The sequence below is a fragment of the Streptococcus cristatus genome (assembly GCF_008369405.1).
GTDB lineage: Bacteria > Bacillota > Bacilli > Lactobacillales > Streptococcaceae > Streptococcus > Streptococcus cristatus_G.
This window is the reverse complement of sequence record NZ_VSJJ01000005.1, coordinates 86,662-111,896: the sequence shown is the minus strand read 5'-3', so window position 1 is coordinate 111,896 and position 25,235 is coordinate 86,662. Positions and strand designations below refer to the sequence as shown.

Annotated in this window: 25 protein-coding genes; 23 read left to right on the top strand and 2 right to left on the bottom strand. The window is 42.1% G+C overall.

Going from position 1 to position 25,235, the window contains the following annotated elements:
- Positions 1 to 25: 25 nt before the first annotated feature.
- The 6 genes from FXF62_RS06010 to FXF62_RS05990 all read left to right on the top strand — a co-directional run bounded on the left by FXF62_RS06010 (position 26) and on the right by FXF62_RS05990 (position 6,350).
- Positions 26 to 415 (top strand): Asp23/Gls24 family envelope stress response protein, encoded by a 390-nt coding sequence (locus FXF62_RS06010; protein WP_015605684.1) that lies wholly within the window; start codon positions 26 to 28, stop codon positions 413 to 415.
- Positions 408 to 845: a transcription antitermination factor NusB gene (gene nusB / locus FXF62_RS06005; protein ID WP_187984247.1), complete on the top strand. Its 438-nt coding sequence runs from the start codon at positions 408 to 410 to the stop codon at positions 843 to 845. The genes FXF62_RS06010 and nusB overlap by 8 nt, the downstream gene beginning before the upstream one ends.
- 820 nt (positions 846 to 1,665) lie before the next feature.
- Complete coding sequence (locus tag FXF62_RS06000) at positions 1,666 to 1,881, top strand: hypothetical protein (RefSeq protein WP_149518087.1); 216 nt, start codon at positions 1,666 to 1,668, stop codon at positions 1,879 to 1,881.
- Between the two features lie 55 nt (positions 1,882 to 1,936).
- The gene (locus FXF62_RS05995) at positions 1,937 to 2,143 is read left to right on the top strand and encodes a hypothetical protein (protein WP_149518050.1); all 207 of its coding nucleotides are present in this window, start codon (positions 1,937 to 1,939) and stop codon (positions 2,141 to 2,143) included.
- 91 nt (positions 2,144 to 2,234) lie between these two features.
- Positions 2,235 to 2,402 (top strand): hypothetical protein, encoded by a 168-nt coding sequence (locus FXF62_RS10750; protein WP_187984246.1) that lies wholly within the window; start codon positions 2,235 to 2,237, stop codon positions 2,400 to 2,402.
- Positions 2,403 to 2,537: 135 nt separating this feature from the next.
- A complete protein-coding gene (locus FXF62_RS05990) occupies positions 2,538 to 6,350 on the top strand; it encodes a pullulanase (protein ID WP_149518048.1) in 3,813 nt (1,270 codons plus the stop codon).
- A gap of 409 nt (positions 6,351 to 6,759) precedes the next feature.
- Here FXF62_RS05990 and FXF62_RS05980 read toward each other — a convergent pair whose 3' ends face one another.
- Both FXF62_RS05980 and FXF62_RS05975 read right to left on the bottom strand, forming a co-directional pair.
- Positions 6,760 to 7,725 carry a LacI family DNA-binding transcriptional regulator gene (locus FXF62_RS05980; RefSeq protein WP_149518047.1) on the bottom strand — a complete coding sequence of 322 codons (966 nt, stop codon included), beginning with the start codon at positions 7,723 to 7,725 and terminating at the stop codon, positions 6,760 to 6,762.
- Positions 7,706 to 9,160 (bottom strand): sucrose-6-phosphate hydrolase, encoded by a 1,455-nt coding sequence (locus FXF62_RS05975; RefSeq protein ID WP_149518046.1) that lies wholly within the window; start codon positions 9,158 to 9,160, stop codon positions 7,706 to 7,708. The genes FXF62_RS05980 and FXF62_RS05975 overlap by 20 nt, the downstream gene beginning before the upstream one ends.
- A 199-nt stretch (positions 9,161 to 9,359) precedes the next feature.
- Between FXF62_RS05975 and FXF62_RS05965 the strand changes: the two genes are divergently transcribed.
- From FXF62_RS05965 to FXF62_RS05875, 17 genes are all read left to right on the top strand, one after another.
- Positions 9,360 to 11,372, top strand: a complete 2,013-nt coding sequence (locus FXF62_RS05965) for a sucrose-specific PTS transporter subunit IIBC (protein WP_149518045.1) — start codon at positions 9,360 to 9,362, stop codon at positions 11,370 to 11,372.
- Between the two features lie 311 nt (positions 11,373 to 11,683).
- Positions 11,684 to 12,583, top strand: a complete 900-nt coding sequence (gene scrK, locus FXF62_RS05955) for a fructokinase ScrK (RefSeq protein ID WP_149518044.1) — start codon at positions 11,684 to 11,686, stop codon at positions 12,581 to 12,583.
- A gap of 80 nt (positions 12,584 to 12,663) precedes the next feature.
- Entirely contained in the window at positions 12,664 to 13,074 is a 411-nt protein-coding gene (locus FXF62_RS05950) for a peptide deformylase (protein ID WP_149518043.1), read from the top strand.
- Between the two features lie 29 nt (positions 13,075 to 13,103).
- Positions 13,104 to 13,649 carry a hypothetical protein gene (locus FXF62_RS05945; RefSeq protein WP_149518042.1) on the top strand — a complete coding sequence of 182 codons (546 nt, stop codon included), beginning with the start codon at positions 13,104 to 13,106 and terminating at the stop codon, positions 13,647 to 13,649.
- A 151-nt stretch (positions 13,650 to 13,800) separates the two neighbouring features.
- Entirely contained in the window at positions 13,801 to 14,895 is a 1,095-nt protein-coding gene (locus tag FXF62_RS05940; protein WP_187984245.1) for a DUF4352 domain-containing protein, read from the top strand.
- 105 nt (positions 14,896 to 15,000) lie between these two features.
- Entirely contained in the window at positions 15,001 to 16,137 is a 1,137-nt protein-coding gene (locus FXF62_RS05935; protein WP_149518041.1) for an amidohydrolase, read from the top strand.
- A 204-nt stretch (positions 16,138 to 16,341) separates the two neighbouring features.
- Entirely contained in the window at positions 16,342 to 17,175 is an 834-nt protein-coding gene (locus tag FXF62_RS05930; protein WP_149518040.1) for a transporter substrate-binding domain-containing protein, read from the top strand.
- 86 nt (positions 17,176 to 17,261) lie between these two features.
- Positions 17,262 to 18,137: a MetQ/NlpA family ABC transporter substrate-binding protein gene (locus FXF62_RS05925; RefSeq protein WP_149518039.1), complete on the top strand. Its 876-nt coding sequence runs from the start codon at positions 17,262 to 17,264 to the stop codon at positions 18,135 to 18,137.
- 206 nt (positions 18,138 to 18,343) lie between these two features.
- Positions 18,344 to 19,720: a M20/M25/M40 family metallo-hydrolase gene (locus tag FXF62_RS05920; RefSeq protein ID WP_149518038.1), complete on the top strand. Its 1,377-nt coding sequence runs from the start codon at positions 18,344 to 18,346 to the stop codon at positions 19,718 to 19,720.
- Positions 19,710 to 20,774, top strand: a complete 1,065-nt coding sequence (locus FXF62_RS05915; RefSeq protein WP_149518037.1) for a methionine ABC transporter ATP-binding protein — start codon at positions 19,710 to 19,712, stop codon at positions 20,772 to 20,774. The genes FXF62_RS05920 and FXF62_RS05915 overlap by 11 nt, the downstream gene beginning before the upstream one ends.
- Before the next feature lies 1 nt (position 20,775).
- Positions 20,776 to 21,468, top strand: a complete 693-nt coding sequence (locus FXF62_RS05910) for a methionine ABC transporter permease (RefSeq protein ID WP_149518036.1) — start codon at positions 20,776 to 20,778, stop codon at positions 21,466 to 21,468.
- Positions 21,469 to 21,946: 478 nt separating this feature from the next.
- Entirely contained in the window at positions 21,947 to 22,540 is a 594-nt protein-coding gene (locus tag FXF62_RS05900; RefSeq protein ID WP_149518085.1) for an MptD family putative ECF transporter S component, read from the top strand.
- Positions 22,541 to 22,767: 227 nt separating this feature from the next.
- Complete coding sequence (locus FXF62_RS05895; protein ID WP_149518035.1) at positions 22,768 to 23,613, top strand: SAM hydrolase/SAM-dependent halogenase family protein; 846 nt, start codon at positions 22,768 to 22,770, stop codon at positions 23,611 to 23,613.
- Positions 23,614 to 23,624: 11 nt separating this feature from the next.
- Complete coding sequence (locus FXF62_RS05890; protein WP_125378885.1) at positions 23,625 to 24,188, top strand: ECF-type riboflavin transporter substrate-binding protein; 564 nt, start codon at positions 23,625 to 23,627, stop codon at positions 24,186 to 24,188.
- A 134-nt stretch (positions 24,189 to 24,322) separates the two neighbouring features.
- On the top strand, positions 24,323 to 24,523 hold the full coding sequence (locus tag FXF62_RS05885) for a potassium transporter (protein WP_149518034.1): 201 nt from the start codon (positions 24,323 to 24,325) through the stop codon (positions 24,521 to 24,523).
- The gene (locus FXF62_RS05880; RefSeq protein WP_015605663.1) at positions 24,507 to 24,704 is read left to right on the top strand and encodes a helix-turn-helix transcriptional regulator; all 198 of its coding nucleotides are present in this window, start codon (positions 24,507 to 24,509) and stop codon (positions 24,702 to 24,704) included. Before FXF62_RS05885 ends, FXF62_RS05880 begins: the two co-directional genes overlap by 17 nt.
- A 19-nt stretch (positions 24,705 to 24,723) precedes the next feature.
- Entirely contained in the window at positions 24,724 to 25,218 is a 495-nt protein-coding gene (locus FXF62_RS05875; RefSeq protein ID WP_149518033.1) for a DUF6773 family protein, read from the top strand.
- Positions 25,219 to 25,235 lie beyond the last annotated feature (17 nt).

Below are 25,235 nucleotides of genomic sequence, written 5' to 3'. Positions count from 1 at the left end.
ATCTTTCATATAGAAAGGAATTCTTATGGCAAACGAACAATTAGGCGAAATCGTTATTGCGCCACGAGTCTTGGAAAAAATTATTGCCATTGCTACGGCTAAGGTAGAGGGCGTTCATTCTTTTGCAAATAAAAGCATGTCAGACAGCCTCTCTATGCGTACGCTTGGACGTGGTGTTGCGCTTCATACGGATGAAAGTGGCGACATAACAGTGGATATCTACCTATATCTGGAGTATGGTATCAGTGTACCAACAGTTGCAGTTGCAATCCAAAAAGCAGTCAAGAGTGCTGTAAGCGATATGGCTGAAGTAGAGCTGTCTGCTGTCAATATCCATGTGGCAGGCATTGTTCCAGAAAAATCACCAAAACCAGATTTGAAAGATCTATTTGATGAGGATTTCCTCAATGACTGATGTTTTGTTAGAATCTAGAAGAGAGCTACGTCAGCGGGCTTTTCAGGCTTTGATGAGTCTGGAGTATGAAGGGGATGCCATTGAATCTTGCCGCTTTGCCTATACCTACGATAAGGACGAAGAGGAGACAGATGCTGAGGTCAGTATCCCAGCCTTTCTACTCAACTTGGTCACAGGAGTACTCCAGTCCAAGGAAGAATTGGATAAAAAAATTGCCCAGCACTTAAAAGCAGGCTGGACAGTTGAGCGTCTGACCTTGGTAGAAAAGAATATCCTGCGATTAGGCATCTTTGAAATCACAGAGTTTGATACTCCTGAGCGAGTAGCTGTCAATGAAGCCATTGAACTCTCCAAGCAATTCTCAGATGAAAAATCAAGTAAGTTTATCAATGGTATTTTAAGCCAATTTATAACAGAAGAAAAAGACTGAGACGACTGTCTCAGTTTTTTTGTTTTTTGATAGTCGCAGTTGCTGATAATGCTTAAAAAGTTTCTATTATGGCAATCTAGACCTCGGTTGGTCACTTTTCCTATAGATTCATGGGAATCTAGGTTTTGGTCGATCACTTTTCCTATAGAATAATGGCAACCTAGGCCTCGGCTGTTCACTTTTCCTATAGAATCATGGTAATCTAGGCCTCGCCTGCTCACTTTTCCTATAGATTTATGGCAATCTAGGTCTCGGCTGTTCACTTTTCCTATAGATTCACGGTAACTTAGGTCTCGGCTGGTTACTTTTCCTATAGATTCATGGTAACTTAGGCCTCGGTCGTCTACTTTTCCTGTAGATTCATAGCAACCTAGACCTCGAACGCTCTTTTCATATCTGTTTATAGGCCAAATCGCTTTCGTTTCTTACGATTTTTACGAGGTCTTTTAGAGATGAGGAATGGTCTAGTCAGTCTAAGTAAGAAAAGAAAGAGATAATAGAACATCTCCTAAAGAGCAATTCTTTAGAAGAGAGTTTTTGAGGGGGATCTTTGGATTTAATAACTATTTGAATACGGCTATATGGGGAAATTTAAATTGCTAGTAAACTTGATAATGTTGAAAAAGTTTCTGTCTGTTTTTGTATAGTATTTCTACATAAAAACTTTGTGGACTAAATAATAATTGATATAATAGGAAACAGGAAGTATCTAATAGATTGTATTGTTAAAAGCTTTAAGGTACTTGAAAAATTTCAAGAAGAGAAAGAGCTTAGAGCAGGAGAATACATGGATTATTTGCAGATTACAGGAGGAATAAGTATGACGATTGTTTTGATTTCAGTTATTATTGCATTTCTATATCATAAAATCGCAGAACATTTTAAGAATAGTTATATTGATTGTATTCTATTTCTATTATTGATTTTGTCTCATTTTATATGGGATTACTATTTCTTACCAATTGACATAGTAATAGCCCTCAGTGGAGCACATTTACTATCAAATTTCTTTGAAAAGGTAAGAAGTAAACAATGAAACTGATTTAGAGAGAATCACAATAAAATGAAAGGTAAAAAGTTGGGTATTTAAAATGAAACATTTTTTTGCAGGTCTTGGTTCAATAAACTTTGCTAGTTATCTAATTGCTATAGGTGTAGGATTAGCACCTCTCTTTCACATTTTTATAATCGGTTCGGAAGTAGGTTTTGGGAAAATAGTATTGTCTATAATAGCTATATTTTTAATCATTGTTTTAACAATTGCTCGAATTTATAGAAGATTTTTCTGTATAGATTAGTTCGATTTTCTTTAAAGTTTGGGGAAATCTTATCTTTCTAAAAAACGGACAGTGCTATTGCAATGCAGGTGATAGCCCAAGGAAAGCGGTAGTGATTCTAACACCAAAAAGTAATCAGGGATTGAACTACATTAAAAAAACTTTAAAAGAAAAGCTTTATGAAAGAAAAGCTTTTTTTGATGAGTCTAAAGAAATATTTAGTTTCATTAACTTAAACAACAAAGAGAGAGCTGGTGAATTTCGTATGAAACTAATCTGAAATCATACATAAAGCTTTGGAATAAAAAATGATCTATGAAAACCTTTACATTTCGATAGATAATCTGTATAATAGGTACAGAAAACGTTTGCATACGTATTTTCTATAGGAAAAAATAAAGGAGTTTTTTTATTTATGAAAAGAAACTATCATCTACAGTCTAGGACCAGTGAAAAGCGTCATTATTTTGGGATTCGTCGCTTAAAAGTCGGAGTAGCATCTGTCGTGATTGCATCTGGCTTCCTCTTTGGAGGTGCCCAGTTAGCAAAAGCGGATGAGACAAAGGCTACGACTAGCCCAGCAACGGAAGCAGTATCAGTTGCTAATTCAGAAGCTTTGCCTAAGCCAGCAGATGAAGCAAAAACCGAGGAAGTGGATAGTCCAGCGCAAAAAGAAAGCGAACAAAAAGGAGAGATCGAGAAAAGCGCCCAGCCTGAAGCAGTAGTAAGTCAAGCTGCCCAACCGACAAAGGTGGCAGACTCTAGTGCGACTCCAGAAGCAGCTGGGAAAGAAGCAAAGGAAACAGCTGCTTCTGACGAGAAAGAAAAGCCAGCGTCAACTAGCCAGTCGGAGACATCGACAAAGGATGCTATCGCAGATGGCCATATGCGTTTCCATTTCAAAAATCTACCATCCGAGAATCTGGGTAGCTTAGGCTTATGGACTTGGGATGATGTTGAAACTCCTTCTGGTCAAAAGGGAGGTTGGCCGACTGGTGCGACTAGTTTTGCGACAGCTAAAAAAGATGATTATGGCTATTACCTTGATGTCAAGATGGCAGAGAAAAGAAGCAAGGTTAGTCTCTTAATCAACAATACGGCAGGTCAAAATATTACGGGAGACAAGACAGTTGAGTTACTGAGCCCTCAGATGAATGAAGTTTGGTTTGACAAAGACTACAATCCTCATACATCCGAGCCTTTGAAAGAAGGAATGCTTCGGATCAATTATTATCGTACAGATGGTCAGTATGATAAGAAATCCCTCTGGCTCTGGGGAGATGTGCAACATCCAGGTCAAAATTGGCCTGATGGCGTGGACTTTGAAAAGACTGGGAAATACGGTCGCTATGTAGATGTTCCTCTGAAAGAGGCTGCAAAGATGGTTGGTTTCCTGCTTTTAGATGAAAGCAAGTCAGGAGATGATGTGAAGATTCAAAAACAGGATTATAATTTCGCAAATTTGGGTAAAACTAGCCAGATTTTCTTGCGTGATGTGGATCCAACGGTTTATACCAACCCTTACTTTGTCAATGATATCCGCATGACAGGAGCCCAGCATGTTAGCCTGACAGAGATTGAGGCGACTTTCTCTACCTTGGAAAACGCTAAAAAAGAAGATATTCTGAAAAACCTAAAAATTACCAACAAAGATGGTGGAGAAGTCACTGTTAAAGATGTGGTTCTGGATTCTAAGAATAAAAGCGCAAAGTTAATCGGTGATTTTAACCAAGCTCAGTCACCTTACCTTATCAAATATGGCAATGACCAATTTAAAACTAGCATGAACTGGCAGTTGAAGGACAGCCTTTACAAGTATGATGGTGATTTGGGCGCGCGTGTTTCTCAAGCGGGCAAACAAGTGGATCTGACCTTCTGGTCACCAAGTGCGGACCAAGTCGATTTGGTGGTCTATGACAAGAAAGATCAGAACAAGGTCCTTGGGCGCATAGCTATGCAGAAGGGTGAGTCTGGTACATGGACTAGCAGCTTGACGCCTGAGAGCGGGCTAGGTCTTTCTGACTATCGTGGATATTTCTATCATTATGAAATTAGCCGTGGCGGCAAAAAAGTCCTTGTGCTGGATCCTTATGCTAAGTCTTTGGCAGCTTGGAATAGTGAAGATGCGGACAAGGGGGATGCTTACAAGATTGCTAAGGCGGCCTTTGTAGATCCAAGTGAATATGGACCGAAAGACTTAACCTATGCTACTATTCCAAACTTCAAGAAGCGGGAAGATGCCTTGATTTATGAGGCGCATGTTCGTGATTTCACTTCAGATCCAGCTATTTCAAAGGATTTAAAATCTCAATTTGGGACCTTCTCATCTTTCATTGAGAAATTGGATTATTTGAAAGACTTGGGAGTGACGCATGTTCAGCTCTTGCCAGTTCTGAGCTATTACTTTGTCAATGAGCTAAAAAATGCTGAGCGCATGGACAAGTACGCTTCCAGCAACAGCAACTATAACTGGGGCTATGACCCGCAAAACTACTTCTCGCTGACAGGTATGTACTCCAGTGCACCGACAGATCCAGCCAAGCGCATTGAGGAATTTAAAAATCTTGTTAACGAAATTCATAAGCATGGCATGGGCGTTATCATGGACGTGGTCTATAATCACACAGCCAAGACCTCTATCTTTGAGGACTTGGAGCCCAATTACTACCACTTTATGGATGCGGATGGCACACCGAGATCCAGCTTTGGTGGCGGCCGCTTGGGGACTACCCACTATATGAGCAGAAGGGTCTTGGTGGATTCGATCAAGTATCTGACAGAGCAGTACAAGGTAGATGGTTTCCGCTTTGATATGATGGGAGACCACGATGCAGAGTCCATCCAAAAAGCCTTTGAAGAAGCTAAAAAGCTCAATCCAAATCTCATTATGCTGGGTGAGGGCTGGAAGACTTATGCAGGTGATGAAAATAAAGCTGTCCAGCCTGCTGATCAGACTTGGATGAAGTCAACAGACACAGTAGCTGTCTTCTCAGATGACATTCGCAACACCTTGAAATCGGGTTATCCAAATGAGGGAACGCCAGCCTTTATCACTGGTGGTAAACGCAATGTAGAAGATGTCTTCAAGAATATCAAGGCACAACCAACCAATTTTGAGGCGGATAGCCCAGGGGATGTGATTCAATACATCGCAGCTCATGATAATCTGACCCTCTTTGATATTATTGCCCAGTCGATTAAGAAAGACCCAGCAGTCGCTGCCAATAATCAAGAGATTCATCGTCGTATGCGTCTAGGAAATCTGATGATGCTGACCTCGCAAGGGACCCCATTTATCCACTCTGGACAAGAATACGGTCGGACCAAGCAATTCCGTGATCCTGCCTATAAATATCCTGTTTCCGAAGACAAGGTTCCAAATAAAGCGCATTTGTTGACCAATGAGGACGGCACGCCGTTTGAATACCCATATTTCATTCATGATTCCTATGATTCAAGCGACGCGGTCAATCATTTTGACTGGACCAAGGCGACTGATGCGGAGAAATTCCCTGAAAATGCCAAGAGCCGTGCTTATATGAAGGGCTTGATTAGTCTGCGGAAATCAACGGACGCCTTCACTCGCAGTTCCAAAGCAGAAGTGGATCAAAATGTAACCCTCATTACCCAGCCTGGCAAGGATGGCGTTGAGAAAGAAGACCTGGTCCTTGGCTACCAAGTGGTTGCTTCGAATGGAGATATTTATGCAGTCTTTGTCAATGCGGATAAAAAGGAGCGAAACTTCAACTTTGGTGAAACCTACAAGCATCTAGCAGGTGCAGAGGTTGTGGCTGATGGCAATAGCGCAGGAGTTTCTGCTATTTCAAATCCAGCAGGTGTCACCAGAAACAGCAATGGCTTGACTCTAGCTCCGCTGACAGCTACAATTTTGCGGATTAAAAAGGCGAGTCCAGCTCAAGAAGAAAAACCTCAAAATGCAAGTAAAGATATCCAGCAAAATCCGTCTCAAGGCAGTGTTAAGGAGCTTCAAAAAGAACAAAGCCCTAGCTTGTCGAATAAGCTTGTTCAAGTTCCATCTACATCTCCATCGTCAGAGAGTCAAAAACCACTTGCTGCAGAGCCACAGCAGGACAAAGTAAGTCCTAGTGAGACTGTTTCGACAGAAAAAGTCTTGCCGAAAACTGGCACAGAAACTTCTCTGCTTGCACTTTTAGGTGCTTCTCTTGCCTTCTTTGCTGGCTTGATCGCTTTTAGAAAGAAGCAATAAAATAGAAGAGAATACTCTCCTCTAGCAGTTGTAGCAATCCATATTTCTCAGCCATGATAGATAAAAATGAGAGTGGGACAGAAATCGGTAATTCTTTAGAATTCGATTTCGTCGTCCCACCTCCGCACAGTTGAGTAGGGCTGTAAAAGCTGATAAAATCAGCCTAGTAGAGCCCACTCAACCACTGCGTCTTGCTCGACAATCCAAAGACAATTGAGGAGTCTGGGACAAAAGTCCGACCTCAAATATAAAAAGCGAACAAAACTAGTTTTCTGGTAATCAGAATTCTGCTTTGTTCGCTTTTCGCATTTAATTATAGATTTGAAGGGCTTAATAATTAAGATTTTTAAAAATTGAAATCTTTTTGTCCCAAACTCCATTTTCTTATTTAGTAGGGGTTGAATGAAAATTACACACTCTTGCCTGGCAAGAGGTTCACTGGCAGGAAGTAGCCAGTCGTTGTGACTTCTTGCTTGTCAATTTTTTGTAGCAGTAAATCGACCAGAAGTTTGGCAATTTCTTTCAGTGGCTGTTTAATAGTCGCTAGTTGAGGATAATAGTTCTCCACAAAGTAGGTGCCGTCGTAGCCGATGATTTTTAGATCTTCAGGAATCTGGATGTCTAGCTCCTGAGCGACCTTCATGACTAAAATGGCTGTCAAATCATCTGAAGCGAAGATGGCATCTGGCTTCTTGTGGGTCAAAATGTGCTTGATTTCCATTTCCTTTCGGACTGGAGAAAAGTCGCTAGACACATTGATAATAGGAGCGTCTGGTAGGACAGAGGCAAAGCCAGCATGGCGCAGGCCGGTCGGCGAGTTGGAATTGTCATTGCCAGTAATCATAATGATGTTTTGAGCGCCAGCCTTGACCAAGGTCTGAGCCGCCAGCACCCCGCCGCCATAGTTGTCTGAGGAGACAACAGGGATATCCGGCGAAAGATTGCGGTCAAAGGCAATGATTGGTGCGGTCACGCGATTGTAGTCCTCGATGCCTAGATTGTGGCTGCCAGAAATGATGCCGTCCACCTGATTGGCTTCCAGCATCTCAAGGTATTCACGCTCCTTGTCAGAGTCATGCTCACTATTACAGATGATGGTTTTATAGCCCTGTTTAAAGAGCTCATGCTCCAACTTGCCAATCAATTCTGCGTAAAAGACATTGCTGATATTAGGGAAAATAAGTCCAATTAGCTTGGCTGATTTTCCTTGGAGACTCCGCGCCAGATTGTTGGGTTTGTAGGCTAATTCCCGCATGGCTGCTTCAACTTTAGAAATCGTTTTGTCAGACAAGTAGCCTTTTCTGTTGATGACGCGGGAAACAGTTGTGGGGCTGACTCCTGCTAGTTTTGCTACATCAGTTAGCTTTGCGACCATATTCTAATTCATAGTAAGTACCGGTTGGATTGCCCTTGGTAATAGCAATGCCTGTCTGGTCTTCTCTCGGGAAGACACGGCCGGAAAATACTTTTTCTCCTTTATTGATGAAAATTTCAAAAATCGATTTATCGATGAAGATAGTAGCACTTGTTGCTTCTTTGTCAATATTGCAGCTTCGGCTGGTTCCGAAGTCCAGTGCGAATGGCTCGCCCGTCTGACTACGGTCAACAGTCACTTGTCCTGCCTTGAGGTCAAAGTTGATGTGTAGGCCCTTGCCATCCTTGTCTGCAAAGAGGACGATTTCGTGTTCGGTGTCTGCAGCGAGATTCAGCTCTAGTTCGTAGCTGTTCTTGCTTTCTGCCAAAGCAGTAAAAGGCTGAGCCTCTGCTCGCAAGTCCTTGATTGCTGGGACTGGGTATTGGTAGAGCTTACCGTCTTTCAGGGTTAATTCCTTGACGAGGGATAAGGCCCCTTGATGGTCGAAGCGATCAGATGGGTATTCCACATCAGGCAAGCCTAGCCAGCTGACAGCCAGTGCGCGACCGTCAGGTGCGTTGAAGGCTTGGGTGGCGTAGCAGTCGAAGCCGTAGTCCAGGTTTTGGATAGGGCTAGGATCAGTCATACCAGCTTTGTTTGTGTCAAACGATTGACCTATTTTATACATATTTGGATAAATGTTGCCATAATCCAGTACGTCCTTAGACAAGCCTTGAGGGCAATAGAGCAGGACTGGTTGGTCTTTGATAAAGACTAGATTAGGACACTCCATCATGTAGGCCGTCTTGTCATTAGCAAAGTCTAAATCACCGACGACTTCCCAGTTGGTATAGTCATTATTGATAGCCTTGTAAAGCTTGACATAGCCTTGCTTATCCAGATTTTGCCCGCCGACAATGGCATAGAATTGCCCTTTGTGGTTGAAAATCTGCGGATCACGAAAGTGGTCGGTCGCTTCAGCAGGCTGCTCAATCAAGACCTTGTCAATTTTTTCAAGATTGCCCGATTTATCCAACAGGGCACCGATTTGATAAGGATGGCGTACCCAATTCTCATCACGAACATTACCAGTGTAGAAGAGAAAGAGCTTGTCGTCAAACTGCATGGCAGAGCCAGAGTAGGCACCGTGGCTGTCCAGAGCAGTATCTGGCAGCACTCGAAGACCAGTTTCGGTGAAGTGGACTAAGTCATCGCTTTCCATCTGAACCCAGCACTTGAGACCGTGAGCTGCTCCGAAAGGAAAGTTTTGATAAAACACCACCCACTTGCCGTCAAAGTAAGAAAAGCCATTGGGGTCATTGAGCAGACCAGTTTGAGGCTCCACGTGATAGCTGGCCCGCCAAGGAGATTTAGCCATGTTTTCTTTGATCTGCTGCATCTCTTCCTGAGTCCAGTCTTCATAACGTTTGTAGCGTTTTTCAGTCGTCCAAGCCAATCTTTTGTCCTCCAAATCATATTATTTCTTATTACTATAGTAAACGTTTCCTGCTTAAAAATCAACCTTTAACTGTGAAAAAATATTTTTTCTGTAAAACGCTTGACATATTTTTGAATCATGGTAAAATAATATTCGTAAAGGTGATAAAATCGCTTTCAAAAAGTTTTACAATATTTTTATAAGGAGATTTTTGCAAATGAATAATACTGAAATTGCAAAAAAGGTCATCGAAGCCTTGGGTGGACGTGAGAACGTTAACAGTGTAGCCCACTGTGCGACTCGTCTGCGCGTCATGGTTAAAGATGAAGGTAAAATCGACAAAAATACTGTCGAGAACCTAGAAAAAGTTCAGGGAGCTTTCTTTAACTCAGGCCAATATCAAATCATTTTTGGTACTGGTACGGTTAATAAGATTTATGACGAAGTTGTAGCCTTAGGTTTACCAACTTCATCAAAAGATGACATGAAAGCTGAAGCTGCTAAGCAAGGGAACTGGTTCCAACGTGCCATCCGTACTTTCGGTGACGTATTTGTGCCAATTCTTCCAGCTATTGTTGCGACAGGTCTTTTCATGGGAGTTCGCGGAGCAATTGCTCAGGATCAAGTTTTATCTTTATTTGGTACCACAGCGGATGCTTTCAAATCGACTGACTTCTACACTTATACAGTAGTATTAACTGATACAGCCTTCGCTTTCTTCCCAGCTTTGATTTGCTGGTCAGCTTTTAGAGTCTTTGGCGGGAACCCAATCATTGGTTTGGTTCTTGGTCTAATGATGGTTAACTCAGCGCTTCCAAATGCTTGGGATGTAGCTGGTCAGGCTACTAAATTTGCTGTTGATCCTTCTAAGGATATTTTAGACAAAATTGCTAATATGGATGTTCTTGGAAGTTTGAAATTCACTAGCGAAGTTACAGCAACAAAAGCTCATCCAATTTACTTCTTTGGTTTTATTCCAGTAGTTGGCTACCAAAACTCTGTGCTTCCTGCCTTCTTTGTAGGTTTGTTTGGTGCGAAATTTGAAAAATGGCTGCACAAGAAAATTCCAGATGTCTTGGACCTTCTTCTTGTTCCATTCCTTACTTTCCTTGTAATGTCCATTTTGGGACTCTTTGTGATTGGTCCAGTCTTCCACATTGTTGAGTCATATGTTTTGAATGGTACAGAGTTCCTTCTTAGCCTTCCGTTTGGTCTTGCTGGTTTGATTATCGGTGCAGTTCATCAATTGATTGTCGTAACCGGTGTTCACCACATCTTCAACTTACTGGAATCTCAGTTGGTATCTCAAACTGGGAAAGATCCATTTAATGCGATTATCACTGCTGCTATGACAGCTCAGGCTGGTGCGACTTTGGCTGTAGCTGTGAAGACAAAATCTAAAAAACTCAAGGCTCTTGCATTCCCAGCAGCACTTTCTGCAGGATTGGGTATTACTGAGCCAGCTATCTTCGGTGTTAACTTGCGCTTTGTTAAACCGTTTGTGATTGGACTAGGTGCTGGTGCTGTTGGTGGTTGGTTAGCTTCTATTATGGGGCTTGCAGGTACAAGTTTCGGTATCACAATTATTCCAGGTACACTCCTTTACCTGAATGGTCAATTGTTGCAATATATCTTTATGGTTGTTCTGACAACTGGTTTGAGTTTTGTTCTGACTTATATGTTCGGATACAAAGACGAAGAAACTGCTGAAGAAAAAGCTGAAACTGAAAAATTAGTCGAAGAAGAAACAACTGGCAATGTTCCGGCAGCTCTTCAAGATGAAACTATTGTTGCTCCTATCGTTGGTCAAGCAGTTGCTTTAGCTGATGTTAATGATCCAGTCTTTGCAAGTGGTGCAATGGGTCAAGGGATTGCGATCAAACCAACTGAAGGTGTTGTTTACGCCCCAGCTGATGCAGAAGTGACGATTGCTTTTGCGACAGGCCATGCCTATGGTTTGAAGACAGCTAATGGTGCTGAAATCCTTATCCACGTTGGTATTGACACAGTGTCTATGAATGGCGAAGGCTTTGATCAAAAAGTTTCTCAAGGCTCTAAAGTTAAAGCTGGCGATGTTCTTGGAACTTTTGATTCAGCTAAAATCGCAGCAGCTGGTCTGGATGATACGACCATGATCATCGTGACCAATACAGCTGACTACGCTTCTGTAACGCCAGTTGCGACAGGTACAGTAGCCAAAGGCGATGCGATTATTGAAGTAAAAGCTTAATCATAGCTAGAGAAAGTCAACAAAGGAAAGAGGCTGGGACAAAAGTCCTAGCCTCTCAATTTTCTTTGGATTGTCGAGCAAGACGCAGTGGTTGAGTGGACTCTACTAGGCTGGTTTCATCAGCTTTTACAACCCTACTCAACTGTGCGGAGGTGGGACGACGAAATCGAATTCTAACGAATGACCGATTTCTGTCCCACTCTCTTTTTACTTGAGTGCTAAGATTTACAGAGGAAAATCTAAAATATAGAGCCATTTCCAATATGGAAATATGCTATAATGGAATACAAAGAATACAAGAGGTGTTTGAAATGACAAAATTGTACGGAAGTTTAGAAGCTGGTGGAACGAAATTTATCTGTGCTGTGGGCGATGAAAATTTTAATGTTGTAGAAAAGACACAATTTCCTACGACTACACCGATTGAGACACTGGATAAAACAATTGAGTTCTTCTCTCGTTTTGACAATCTAGCTGGTCTGGCAGTCGGCTCTTTCGGTCCTATTGATATTGATCCTAATTCAAAAACATATGGCTACATCACAACAACTCCAAAACCACATTGGGCAAATGTAGACATTGTGGGAGCGCTTCGTCGTGCTTTGAATGTGCCAATCTACTTTACGACAGATGTCAACAGTTCTGCCTATGGTGAAGTTGTAGCCCGTAACAATGCTGGTGGTCGCGTTGAAAATCTGGTTTATTATACGATTGGAACAGGGATTGGCGCTGGTGCTATCCAACGTGGTGAATTTGTCGGGGGGACAGGTCACCCAGAAATGGGTCACTACTATGTAGCTAAGCACCCGATGGATGAGGAAAAAGGCTTTAATGGCGTTTGTCCTTTCCACAAGGGCTGTTTGGAAGGTTTAGCGGCTGGTCCTAGCTTAGAGGCGCGGACAGGTGTGCGTGGTGAAAACATCGAACTCAATAGTACTGTCTGGGATATTCAGGCTTACTATATTGCGCAGGCAGCTATTCAAGCGACGGTGACTTTCCGTCCAGATGTCATTGTCTTCGGTGGTGGTGTGATGGCGCAGCAGCACATGTTGGACCGTGTTCGTGAGAAATTCACTGTCCTACTCAATGGTTATCTGCCAGTGCCAGATGTGCGTGACTACATTGTCACACCGGCTGTCGCAGGAAATGGCTCAGCCACACTAGGAAATTTTGTCCTCGCAAAAGATATTAGCGAACGCTATGCAAAATAAGTAAAGAAGGCGTTGAGAGTGTTCAAATAAACTAAGGAGGCTGAGATAGGGAATCCAGCCTCTTCCATTTGAGGTGAAAGATGCAAAAAGCAATTGTGAAAGATCCTTTCTTTTTACAGCAAAAGTCAGTCCCTGCCACGAAAGCTGATCTATTCTTGGCTCAGGATTTGCAGGATACTTTGTTGGCTCATAGAGAGTCTTGTGTCGGACTTGCAGCGAATATGATTGGTTCCCAAAAGCAAGTGATTATTTTTATGTATGGCATGCTGCCCATGGTCATGTTTAATCCGGTTCTCCTTCAAAAATCAGGGGCTTATGAAACGGAAGAAGGCTGTCTGTCCTTGACAGGCAGTCGGTCGACCATTCGTTATCAGAAAATCACGGTCGAATATCTGGATCAGAATTGGCTGAAAAGGACCATCACGTTAGAGGATTTTCCAGCGCAAATCTGCCAGCACGAATTGGACCATTTGGAAGGTATCCTCATATAGGAAATGTATCTGGAAAGGATGGGAATAGAATGAAAGTATACCAGCGCGATGGAGCAGGATTTTATGCCATGGGCTTTGTCTTACTCTTTGCTATCTTTTTTATCATGACTTCTGTATCTATGAATGATGCCTCTCCTGAGTCAACAGGTCAAAATAGTAGCAATCAACTGGTTCATAGGAGTCCTATCAGCAAGGAAGACCAAAGAAGCAGGCAAACTACTGAAGAAAGTAACAATATCTTAAATCCGCTTTATTGGGGGATGGGAATAGCCGCTATTGTTATGCTTGTTCTAGGCTATATTTCGAATCATAAACCACCGATTTTAGAGATGGATGAGATAGGAATAAGGCTGAGAGGCTTATCTGCTAAAAGAGAGAAGTATTTCTTGTGGCAGGAGATTGAGCAAATTGAATACGATACCTATCGATCTAGTCGAATTTTATATTTTTATCCTAAAAATCAAGAAGAGAGTGCTGTCCCTTTAGACTTGGCTGATGTGAAAAATACTAGCTTCAATGAACTTCATCAAGAAATTTCCCAACTTGCTCCGCATATCAAGTGGCTCTTTCCATAGAAATATTATTATGGAGTAGAGATTTGATCTGCTTGGTCATTCTAGCGATTGCAAAGATGTATTTATATATTGGTAATTTCGAACGCTATTTACCAGTTTAGCCAAGTATGATAAAATAGAAAAGTCACAGCATTAAGAAATTAAGGAGACAATGATGAAAAAAGTATTTAAATACACAGCCTTGCTTGTGGCAGGTCTGAGTTTAACAGCCTGTGCCTTGCTTCCAAGTCCAAATAAAAAACATTCTGGTAAGCCAAGTCAGGAGAAGACTGTCAAAAAATCAGCCAGCAATGGGCAGGTTGATATCCAGATTAAAGAAGGTCAGTTTATTATGCCAAGCAACGGATCAGCTGATGCAAAATACTTGGCCTTGTCTTTGGAAATTAAGAATAAAACAAATGATAAAATCATGATTTCCTCCTCAGATATTGCTTTTTATGATTCAGAGGGTGAAAAAATCCAGCCAGTCGGAGTCTATGATGACAAAGAAAACTTCAAAACACTGAGCTATGAAGATTTAGCGGAAGGAAAAACTCTTTCTGGTAATCTGGTCTTTAAGGTTGAAGATGGCAAGAAATATGAACTTCACTATGAGAAGAAAACCTATAGCTCGGATGAAAAAGTAGAAGCTATCAAACTAAAGGTTGATCCTGCGAAATATCCTAATCACGTTGACGAATCAAAGAAATTAGCTTCTGATTACCTCAATGCTGTTTTCTTGGGAGGAGAAGCAAAGACAAAATCTTCTAAAGACAAAGGCGATTTGGTCTTAGGTGGCGATTTGGAGCAAGATAAAAAAGATTATAGAGCAGCTTTTGCAGCAGATTTCACACGTAAATTGCATGATTATCCCTTTAGTGATGATGAAATCAATGCTTTCATTGATGCCTATGTGAAAAGTAATGCTAAACGCTCAGAAATTGATTACACAGTAGCCCAGTACATGCCAAATTCAATCGTTATCAAGATCAAACCGAGAACGGTCAGCCTAAATAAGACCATGTATACCTACCGTCAAGATTTTTATGATAAGCATCGTTCTGAATATGGAAGTCTGAGTGACGTCTACAAAGCTACCGATAAGAGCTATGCCAATGACATGATGGCTGGAATGGATTCACGTCCTCTTCTTACGCCAGAACGCGATTATCAGTTGAAATTCGTCAAAACAGATGGCAAATGGGTTCTAGAGCGTGATTATTCTTATGAATCCATCGTTAGAGCTTTTGAAGGCGATATATCCTAATAGCAAAATGAGAGGGCGGATGCTTCATTCTGCTCTCTATTTTTGTTTCCTAGTCTAGCTTTGTGCTATACTGGAGGATAGATATGTAGAGTAAAGGAGCCTGCCATGAAACAATTCTATGATAAATTAGTAAAAACGCGTCATTATCTCCATCAGCATCCAGAGCTGTCTGGCCAAGAGTATGAAACGACAGCCTTTCTAAGCCGTTATTTGCAAGACTTAGGAATTAAAATTTTGGCTTCTGGCTTAGAGACGGGCTTGATTGCTGAAATCGGTCAAGGAGAACCAGTTATCGCTTTAAGGGCAGATATTGATGCCCTGCCCATTTTAGAGAAGACAGGTCTGCCTTACGCTAGCCAAAATCCTGGTGTTATGCATGCCTGCGGTCATGATTTTCATCAGACTAGTCTTTTGGGAGCGGCGGAGTTGCTCAAGGCTATGGAAGAAGATTTACAGGGAAGTATTCGATTGATTTTTCAGCCAGCTGAGGAAACCTCTCAGGGGGCCAGTCAAGTTCTGACTACTGGCTTGCTGGATGATGTGGTTGCGATTATCGGTTTTCATAATATGCCCCAGTTAAAAGCTGGGCAAATAGCCTTGAAGCAGGGAGCCATGATGGCAGGCGTGGAAAAGTTTAGGGTGACTGTTGAGGGAGTCAGCAGCCATGCGGCTCGGCCAGATTTGGGAGTAGATACGGTGCTGACTCTGACCAGCATGATTCAAAATCTCCAAGCTCTGGTTTCTCGGACTGTCTCGCCCTTTGAGCCAGTTGTTTTGTCTGTGACCCACATTGAGGCTGGGGCGACTTGGAATGTCCTGCCACAAAATGGCTTTTTTGAAGGCACGATTCGTTGTTTTAGTCCTGAGTTGCAAAAGCGTTTGAAGGCAGATTTTATCCGTATTGTGGAGCATACGGCGGAGAATTTCGGTGCTAAGGTCACGATTGTCTGGGATCAGACTCCGCCAGTGACCTATAATGATCCAGAATTAGCCGAGCTTATTTTTGAAAACTCTCAGAATATCGGGGAGCTACTGCCTGCCCAGCCATCTTCAGCTGGCGAAGACTTTGCCTTTTATCAAGAAAGAATCCCTGGTGTCTTTGCTTTTATCGGCTCAAATGGTGCAGCAGATGCGCCTGACCTTCACCATGATAGCATGACGATTGACGATGCAGCCTTTCAGGTCTCTGTGCCTTACTATGTCGAAAACGCCCTCTTTCTCCTCAAGCACTATAAGAAATAACTATAGTCTTCCATAAAAAATAAGAACTAGGCAAGCTTCTCTTCTTTTGTTATCATAGAAAAACAAGATTTCGATATTTTCAAATAGTTTGAATAATCGAATCAGTGATAAAGAAAATCTATCACCTTGATAAAAAATATATAATGGTCAGAATTTTCGACTTTTGGTATGATAGAAACATGCTCTTTAGGAGGAGATAGAGATATGAATATTAAAAAGATATTGAAATACACTGCCACTGCTGTGGTAGGAAGTCTTGCAGTTGGGCTGCTTGTAGCCTGCTCGTCTTCTGCAAGTAAAGATAGTACTACAAAGAAAAAGACGATTGAAGTCGGAACGGTTGGAACAACTAAGCCTTTCTCTTATGAGGATAAAGATGGAAAACTAACCGGTTACGAAATTGAAGTGCTTCGTGAAATCTTTAAAGGTTCAGAAAAGTACGAAGTCAACTTCAACAAAACCAAATGGGCTTCTGTTTTCTCTGGCTTGGACAGCGACCGCTACCAAATCGGTGCCAATAACATCAGTTATTCAGAAGACCGTGCTGGTAAATACCTCTATACCAACCCTTACGCTAAAAACCCAACCGTCTTGGTGGTTCGTAAAGGAGTGAATATCAAGTCGCTGGACGATATCGGAGGCAAGTCTACTGAGGTTGTTCAAGGTACTTCAACAGCTAAGCAGTTGGAAAAGTACAATGAAGAGCACAGTTCAACCCCAACAACTATCAACTATACAGATGGTACAATCCAGCAAATCTTGGCTAATTTGAACGATGGCCGTTCAGACTACAAGATCTTTGAGCGTATCACGGTAGATACCATCATCAAAGACCAAGGTTTAGATAATGTCGAAGTGATTGAACTTCCAAGCGACCAACAACCGTATGTCTATCCGATTCTTGCTTCAGGACAAGAAGAACTTCAAAGCTTCATGAACAAGCGGATCAAGGAACTCTACGAGGATGGCACACTTGAAAAATTATCAAAAGAATTCTTTGGTGGCACTTATTTGCCAGATGCCAAGGATATCAAGTAAGTTCTGATTTTCTTTGCCCAAAACAATCGGAAATAACTTACAACCCTTTCACTAGAAAAAAATATATTTTATAAGGAGATTATCTCATGAAATTGAAAAAATGGTTTGGTGCAACAGCACTCTTAGCTGTAGCAGCATTTGGTTTGGCAGCTTGCTCGTCTTCAACATCTAAAGACGCTAAGTCAGCAGACAGTGCAACAGTCACTGTAAAAGTCGGCGTGATGAGCCTTAGCGATACAGAAGAAGCACGTTGGAACAAGGTTCAGGAAATTCTTGACAAGGAAAAAGCAGGTGTTAAATTGGACTTTACCCAATTTACAGACTACTCTCAGCCTAACCAAGCAGTTCGTGACGGAGATGTAGATATCAATGCCTTCCAGCACTACTACTACCTGGAAAACTGGAATAAAGAAAACAATGCTGATTTGGTTTCTGTAGCAGATACTTATATCGCACCAATCCGTCTTTACTCTGGTACTAAAGATGGCAAAAACAAATATACTGATGTAAAAGACATTCCAGAAAACGGAAGTATTGCCGTACCAAATGACCCAACAAACGAAAGTCGTGCTTTGAACCTTCTTCAAGCAGCTGGTTTGATTAAGTTGGACGTGGATTCAACTAAACTTGCGACTGTTGCCAACATCAAAGAAAACAAGAAAAACTTGAAAATTTCTGAATTGGATGCTTCTCAAACAGCAGCTTCTCTTACTTCTGTAGATGCAGCAGTTGTCAACAATACCTTCGTTCGTGAAGCTGGTATTGACTACAAGAGCGCTCTTTACAAAGAAAAGACAGATGAAAATTCTAAACTTTGGTACAACTTGATTGCTGCTAAGAAAGATTGGGAAAAATCTGACAAGGCAGATGCCATCAAGAAAATCATCAAGGCTTATCATACTGACGAAGTTAAAAAAGTCATCGAAGAGTCTTCAGATGGTATGGATCAACCAGTTTGGTAAGATTTTATAGAAAATAATTGAAGATAGAAAGGGCGGGGAATGGATTTCTCCAGCCCTTTATCTGCTATTAGTTAGAGTTTTTATCAGCGGAGATGACTTAGCAATATTAAAACGCAGAGTCACAGACTTACACGACAGCAAGTCTTTGTTCTTTTGTGAATCATAGCAGATCATCTTTAAACAGATGCGATTAGTAGGAGTTACACATGCCTTTCTCAACTGAGAGTGAACAAATTAAAAAGTTTGAAAATGATGAGGTGGCCCAACACTATTTTGAAGTGTTGCGGACCTTGATTTCTAAAAAATCTATCTTTGCCCAGCAAATTGGGCTCAAGGAGGTAGCTACATATCTGGGAGAAATTTTCACTGCTGCGGGTGCTAAAGTGATGATTGATGACAGCTACACGGCTCCCTTTGTATTGGCAGAGTTTCAGTCAGACAATCCTGAGGCCAAGACCATCATTTTCTACAACCACTATGATACGGTACCAGCCGACAATGACCAGCCTTGGACCAACGATCCCTTTACTCTGTCTGTCCACTACGGTGTTATGTATGGCCGCGGAGTCGATGATGACAAGGGACACATTACGGCGCGTTTGACAGCGGTGCGTAAGTATATCCGAGAGCACGGTTCGCTGCCAGTCAATATCATTTTCATGATGGAGGGAGCAGAGGAGTCGGCTTCAACAGACTTGGATAAATATCTGGCCAAGCATAAGAAACATTTGCGGGGAGCAGATTTGCTGGTCTGGGAGCAGGGCACGCGTAATAATCTAGGCCAGCTTGAAATTTCTGGTGGAAATAAGGGCATTGTCACCTTTGATATGTCTGTTCGTAGTGCAGAAGTCGATATCCATTCTAGCTATGGCGGTATCATTAATTCAGCTTCTTGGTACTTGATGGATGCCATTTCTAGCCTGCGTAGTGCTGACGGTCGGATTTTGGTGGAGGGCATCTATGAGCAAGTACAGGAGCCCAATGAGCGAGAGTTGGCTTTGATTGCCCAGTACGCTCTGAAGACACCAGAAGAGTTGAAGGAAATTTACGGCCTCCAGCTTCCAGTCTTGAAAGAGGACAGGCAGGAATTTCTACGTCGCTTCTATTTTGAGCCAGCCATTAACATTGAAGGCTTCGGTTCGGGCTATCAGGGGCAAGGAGTTAAAACCATCCTCCCAGCATATGCATCTGCCAAGATGGAAGTGCGCTTGGTGCCAGGCTTAGAGCCTCATGATGTCTTAGACAAGATTCGCAAGCAACTGGACAAAAATGGCTATGATAGGGTAGAATTAACTTATACATTGGGAGAAATGAGCTATCGTAGCGATATGAGTGCTCCTTCTATCCTGAATGTGATTGAACTGGCTAAGGATTTTTATCCAGAGGGCATCTCAGTGCTTCCGACATCGGCAGGAACAGGCCCCATGCATACAGTCTTTGAGGCTTTAGAAGTTCCGATGGCTGCCTTTGGCTTGGGAAATGCTAACAGTCGAGATCATGGTGGCGATGAAAATGTCAAGATTGCCGATTATTATACCCATATTGAATTAATCAAGGAGTTAATCAGAAGTTATGAGCAATGAAATTATCAAATTAGACCGTATTGATGTCACTTTCACGCAGAAAAATCGTGTCATCAAGGCGGTTGAAGATGTGACCATTCACATCAATCAGGGAGATATTTACGGTATCGTGGGTTATTCTGGTGCCGGAAAGTCAACTTTAGTGCGGGTTATTAACCTCCTGCAGAAGCCATCTGGTGGTCGCATCACTGTGGATGGGACAGTCCTATACGACAAGGGGACATTCCAGCTGAACGCGGCTCAACTGCGGGAAAAGCGCAAGGATATTGGCATGATTTTCCAGCATTTCAATCTGATGGCCCAGATGACGGCTAAGGAAAATGTCGCATTTGCCTTGAAGCACTCTTCCCTATCTGCTGCTGAAAAAGAGGAGAAGGTTCGCAAACTTTTAGAACTGGTTGGTCTGGAAGATCGAGCGGATAATTATCCGTCTCAGCTGTCTGGCGGTCAGAAACAACGTGTGGCGATTGCTAGAGCCTTGGCTAATGATCCGAAAATCTTGATTTCAGATGAAGCGACTTCGGCATTGGATCCTAAAACAACCAAGCAAATTTTGGCCTTGCTTCAGGATTTGAATCAAAAGTTGGGGCTGACGATTGTACTGATCACGCACGAAATGCAGATTGTCAAAGATATTGCTAATCGTGTAGCTGTTATGCAGAATGGGAAATTGATCGAGGAAGGCTCGGTTTTGGATATCTTTACCAATCCACAGAACGAATTGACCCAAGACTTTATCACAACGGCAACAGGTATCACTGAAGCGATGGTTAAAATCAATCAACAAAAGATTGTGCAAGATCTGCCAGCGGATTCTGTCTTGGCGCATTTGAAGTATGCTGGTACGGTGACAGATACAGCCATTATCAACGATATCTACAAGCAGTATCAAGTTTCAGCTAATATTTTACATGCCAACATTGAGATTTTAGACCATGTGCCAGTCGGGGAGATGGTGGTTATTTTGTCAGGAAATGCAGAAAATCTTGCGGCAGCTCAGAGCGATTTGCAAGCTGCTGGCGTAGAATTAAAGGTGCTTAAGGGAGGAATTTAGATTGGTAGACTTGATTAAAACATTTTTGCCCAATGTCTATAAGATGGGCTGGGCTGGTCAGGCTGGCTGGGGAACAGCGATTTATCTGACCCTTTATATGACGATTGTTTCTTTCCTGATCGGTGGCATTCTAGGCTTGATCGCTGGACTTTTCCTAGTATTGACAGCGCCAGGTGGTATTTTAGAAAATAAAACAGCCTTTTTCATCTTGGATAAGGTCACGTCCATCTTTCGGGCGATTCCCTTTATCATCCTCCTAGCTTTGATCAATCCCTTCACACGGATGATTGTGGGAACAGGAATTGGGCCAACAGCGGCTTTAGTACCGCTATCTTTGGCAGTCTTTCCTTTCTTTGCCCGTCAGGTGCAGGTAGTTCTATCAGAATTAGACCGTGGTGTGATTGAAGCAGCGCAGGCAGTTGGAGCTAACTCATGGGATATCATCGGTGTTTACTTGCGTGAAGGCTTACCAGACTTGATTCGGGTGACAACAGTGACCCTAATCTCGCTAGTTGGGGAAACAGCCATGGCAGGAGCGATCGGTGCAGGCGGCCTTGGAAACGTAGCAATTGCCTACGGTTATCAACGTTTCAACCAAGACGTGACCATTTTAGCGACTGTTTTGCTCTTGCTTCTTATCTTCTTTATCCAGTTTCTGGGAGATTTCCTAACTAGAAAGATCAGTCATCGCTAGACGAGAGTAGGACAGAAATCGGTAATTCGTTAGAATTCGATTTCGTTGTCCCACCTCCGCATAGTTGAGTAGGGCTGTAAAAGCTGATGAAATCAGCGTAATAGAGCCCACTCAACTACTGCGTCTTGCTCGACAAACCAAAGACAATTGAGAGGCTAGGACTTTTGTCCCAGCCTCCTTTTGTCGGCTATCATCCTTTGAAAAGTCTGAAAATTTAATTTACATTCTATTTTCATAATGCTATAATAAATAAAGATAAGTATGGAAAAATAGCATAATAAATTACTTCTTGCTAGCACTGGATTTTGCCTGTACTGAGGGAAGCAAGCATATCAAGGACGCTAGATCTGGAAACCTTGCTAAAATCTCATTTTGCAGGAAGGATGGCAAGGCATGAAATGAGCCTTTTCACTTATCAAGGATATAGCTATCAATAGTTTTATGAAGTTTTGACTTCAGAATTAGAAAGGAATCGATGATGACATCGTTAACACTTAAAGAGTTGAAATGGACGGGAGTCTTTGCTCTGCTCTACTTTCTCTGTGTCGGACTAGGAGTACTAGTAGGCCACTTTTTTGACAATGCTGGCAATATGCTTTATGCTCCAGTCTTTGCTGCAGTTTTTGGCGGAAGCGTTTATATGTTGCTGCAAAGTAAGATTAAGAAATTTGGAGCGATCAGCTTAGTAGGCCTAATAATGGGAGGTTTCTTCCTCCTGTCTGGTCATTTTATGATTGCTGGTTTGCCGGGGTTGGTGTTCGGTCTCTTGGCGGACACGATTGCAGGCTTGGGCAAATACGAAAATAAATTCTGGAATCTGCTTTCCTTTGTTTGTTTCTCTTTTGTCAATTCGGGGCCTATTATCCTCATGTGGCTAGCGCGTCAAGCTTATATTGATAGCTTGGTAGCGCGTGGTAAGACAGCAGAATACATCAATCGGATTTTGCTGCCGTTGGATTTTCCGACCATCGCTAGTTTTATCGTGATGGTAGTGGCAGGTGCTTTAATCGGTGGCCTGCTGGGTCAATATCTAGTAAAGAAACGCAGTGAAAAAGCTGATTTTCAGTCATAAAAAAGTTAAGCAAGATGAAAGCTGCCGGACTTTACTATCTTAGCTTACTCGAGGAATTGTTCTGGCATAAGTTTGATCCAGAAAAATACCCTAGCTTGCATGCTATATCTTTGAGAAATAGACAGTTATAAAAAAATCCTATGCCTCTAGCTCTAGCGGAAAGAGCCTAATTTTGGTAAGATTAGAAGACTTGGAGAATATCAGGTTCAAGGTCTGGGAGGAATAAGATGAACAACATATTAGTGCTGCAGTCGGACTTCGGTCTGGTAGATGGAGCAGTGTCGGCTATGATTGGAGTGGCTTTGGAGGAATCGCCAACGCTGAAAATCCATCATTTGACCCATGATATCACCCCTTACAATATCTTTGAGGGTAGTTATCGTCTCTTTCAAACGGTAGATTACTGGCCAGAGGGAACGACCTTTGTCTCGGTCGTGGATCCGGGAGTGGGTTCCAAGCGAAAAAGCGTAGTTGCTAAGACCAGCAAAAACCAATATATCGTAACTCCTGATAATGGAACGCTATCCTTTATCAAAAAGCATGTCGGCATCGTGGCCATTCGTGAAATTTCTGAGGTCAACAATCGCCGGAAGAATACCGAGCATTCTTATACTTTCCATGGCCGGGATGTCTATGCCTATACAGGTGCCAAGCTAGCTAGCGGCCATATCAGTTTTGAGGAAGTTGGCCCAGAACTGAGTGTCGAAGAAATTGTTGAAATCCCTGTTGTGGAAACAAGACTAGCGGATAATTTGGTCAGCGGAGCCATTGATATTTTGGATGTTCGCTTTGGCTCGCTTTGGACTTCGATTACGCGTGAGGAATTCTGCACCTTGGATCCCAATTTTGGCGACCGTTTTGAAGTCACCATTTACAACAATGACATGCTGGTTTATCAAAACCAAGTGACCTATGGCAAGTCTTTTGCGGATGTTCGTATTGGTCAGCCGATTTTATACATCAATTCCCTTTATCGGGTGGGCTTGGCTATTAACCAAGGTTCCTTTGCCAAAGCTTACAATGTCGGTGTTGGTGCTCAATGGCATATTGAGATTAAACGTATAGAAAATTAAAGGAGAACATTATGAAAAAGAAATTGTTAGATACAAAGTTTACCATTAAAGAAGTCGTTGCAACGGGGATTGGAGCTGCACTTTTTGTAGTTATCGGAATGATTAGCATTCCAACACCTGTCCCAAATACTAGTATTCAGTTGCAATATGCGGTTCAGGCTCTCTTTAGTGTCGTTTTCGGCCCTTTTGTCGGTTTCCTGATGGGCTTGATTGGTCACGTTATCAAAGATGCTATGGCTGGCTACGGTCTCTGGTGGTCATGGATTATCGCTAGTGCCTTCTTTGGTTTCATTCTTGGTTTGTTTAAAAATCGCATTCGTGCAGCAGAAGGCGTTTTTGAAGTGAAGGACATCGTCAACTTCAATATCTTCCAGCTGTTGGCTAATGCTTTTGTCTGGCTCTTGATCGCTCCGATTGGCGATATCTTGATTTATAGCGAGCCAGTTAATAAGGTCTTTGTGCAAGGATTTGTAGCAACTCTTTCCAATGGAGTGACAGTTGCCGTAGCAGGAACCTTGCTCTTACTAGCCTACGCCCGTACTCAGACTCGCTCAGGCAGCCTTAAGAAAGATTAATGGAACTAGATATTACAAGATTGGGAAAATCCCAATCTTTTTTTGTACAAAATAAAAAACAAAATGTAATTTATATATTGCATTATTTAAAATATATTGTATAATGTACTTATGAAAATGAAAGGAGCGTAGATATGAATAAAAAAGTGAATGATCTGCTTATACTGCTTATTTGTCTTGTATCAGTCACAATTTTACTAGTTGTGGGCATGATTCGGAAGAATCAAACCTTTATCATACTCGCTTGTGCTGATGTTGCCCTCGGCTGTACTTTCTACACCATAGGCGGGCAAAAAAATGACGATAAGGATGGTGACCATGGCAAAAAATCTTAAGCTCAAGATGGCACGGGTTGAGCATGACATGACCCAAGGTGACTTGGCTGATGCTATTGGCGTGACCCGTCAGACCATAGGCCTGATTGAGGCAGGCAAGTACAATCCCAGCCTTAGTCTATGCTTGGCCATTTGTAAATGCCTCAATAAAACGTTGGATCAATTGTTTTGGGAAGAATAGTAAGAAAGTGAGTAAGAAAATGAAAGACAAACCACAAAAAGTCTATACAGACGAGCGGACTCTACAACTTGAACGAAAATTAGGCAATGAAGTTGCATTTTTTGCGATCATTTTGCTCGTTATTTCTATTTTTATCAAAATCATGATTTGGCATGTGCCAGTAGAAGGCTACTTACCAGAAATCTTGATTATTTTAGGGATGGAGCTATATGCAGGAATTCGGAGCTGGCAGCTGGGTCTAGACATCAGACGCCATCATCCAACTAGTAGTGTTCGCACACTCAGAAGTCGTTTGGCTAACGGAGCTATCTTAGCGATTGTAATCGTGGCTGTTCAGATGTTAGGTGGAAATTCAGCTATTCGACCATTCTTTCGCCATCATCCATTTTTACAATTTATTTTTATTATTGCGCTGATACTGGTTCTCTCTAGTATTTTAGACAAGGGAGTCAATTATTTTTATCAGAAGAGACAGGTTTTATTAGACCAAGAACTAGAAAATGATGAGAATTAGAATCAATGAATCTTCAA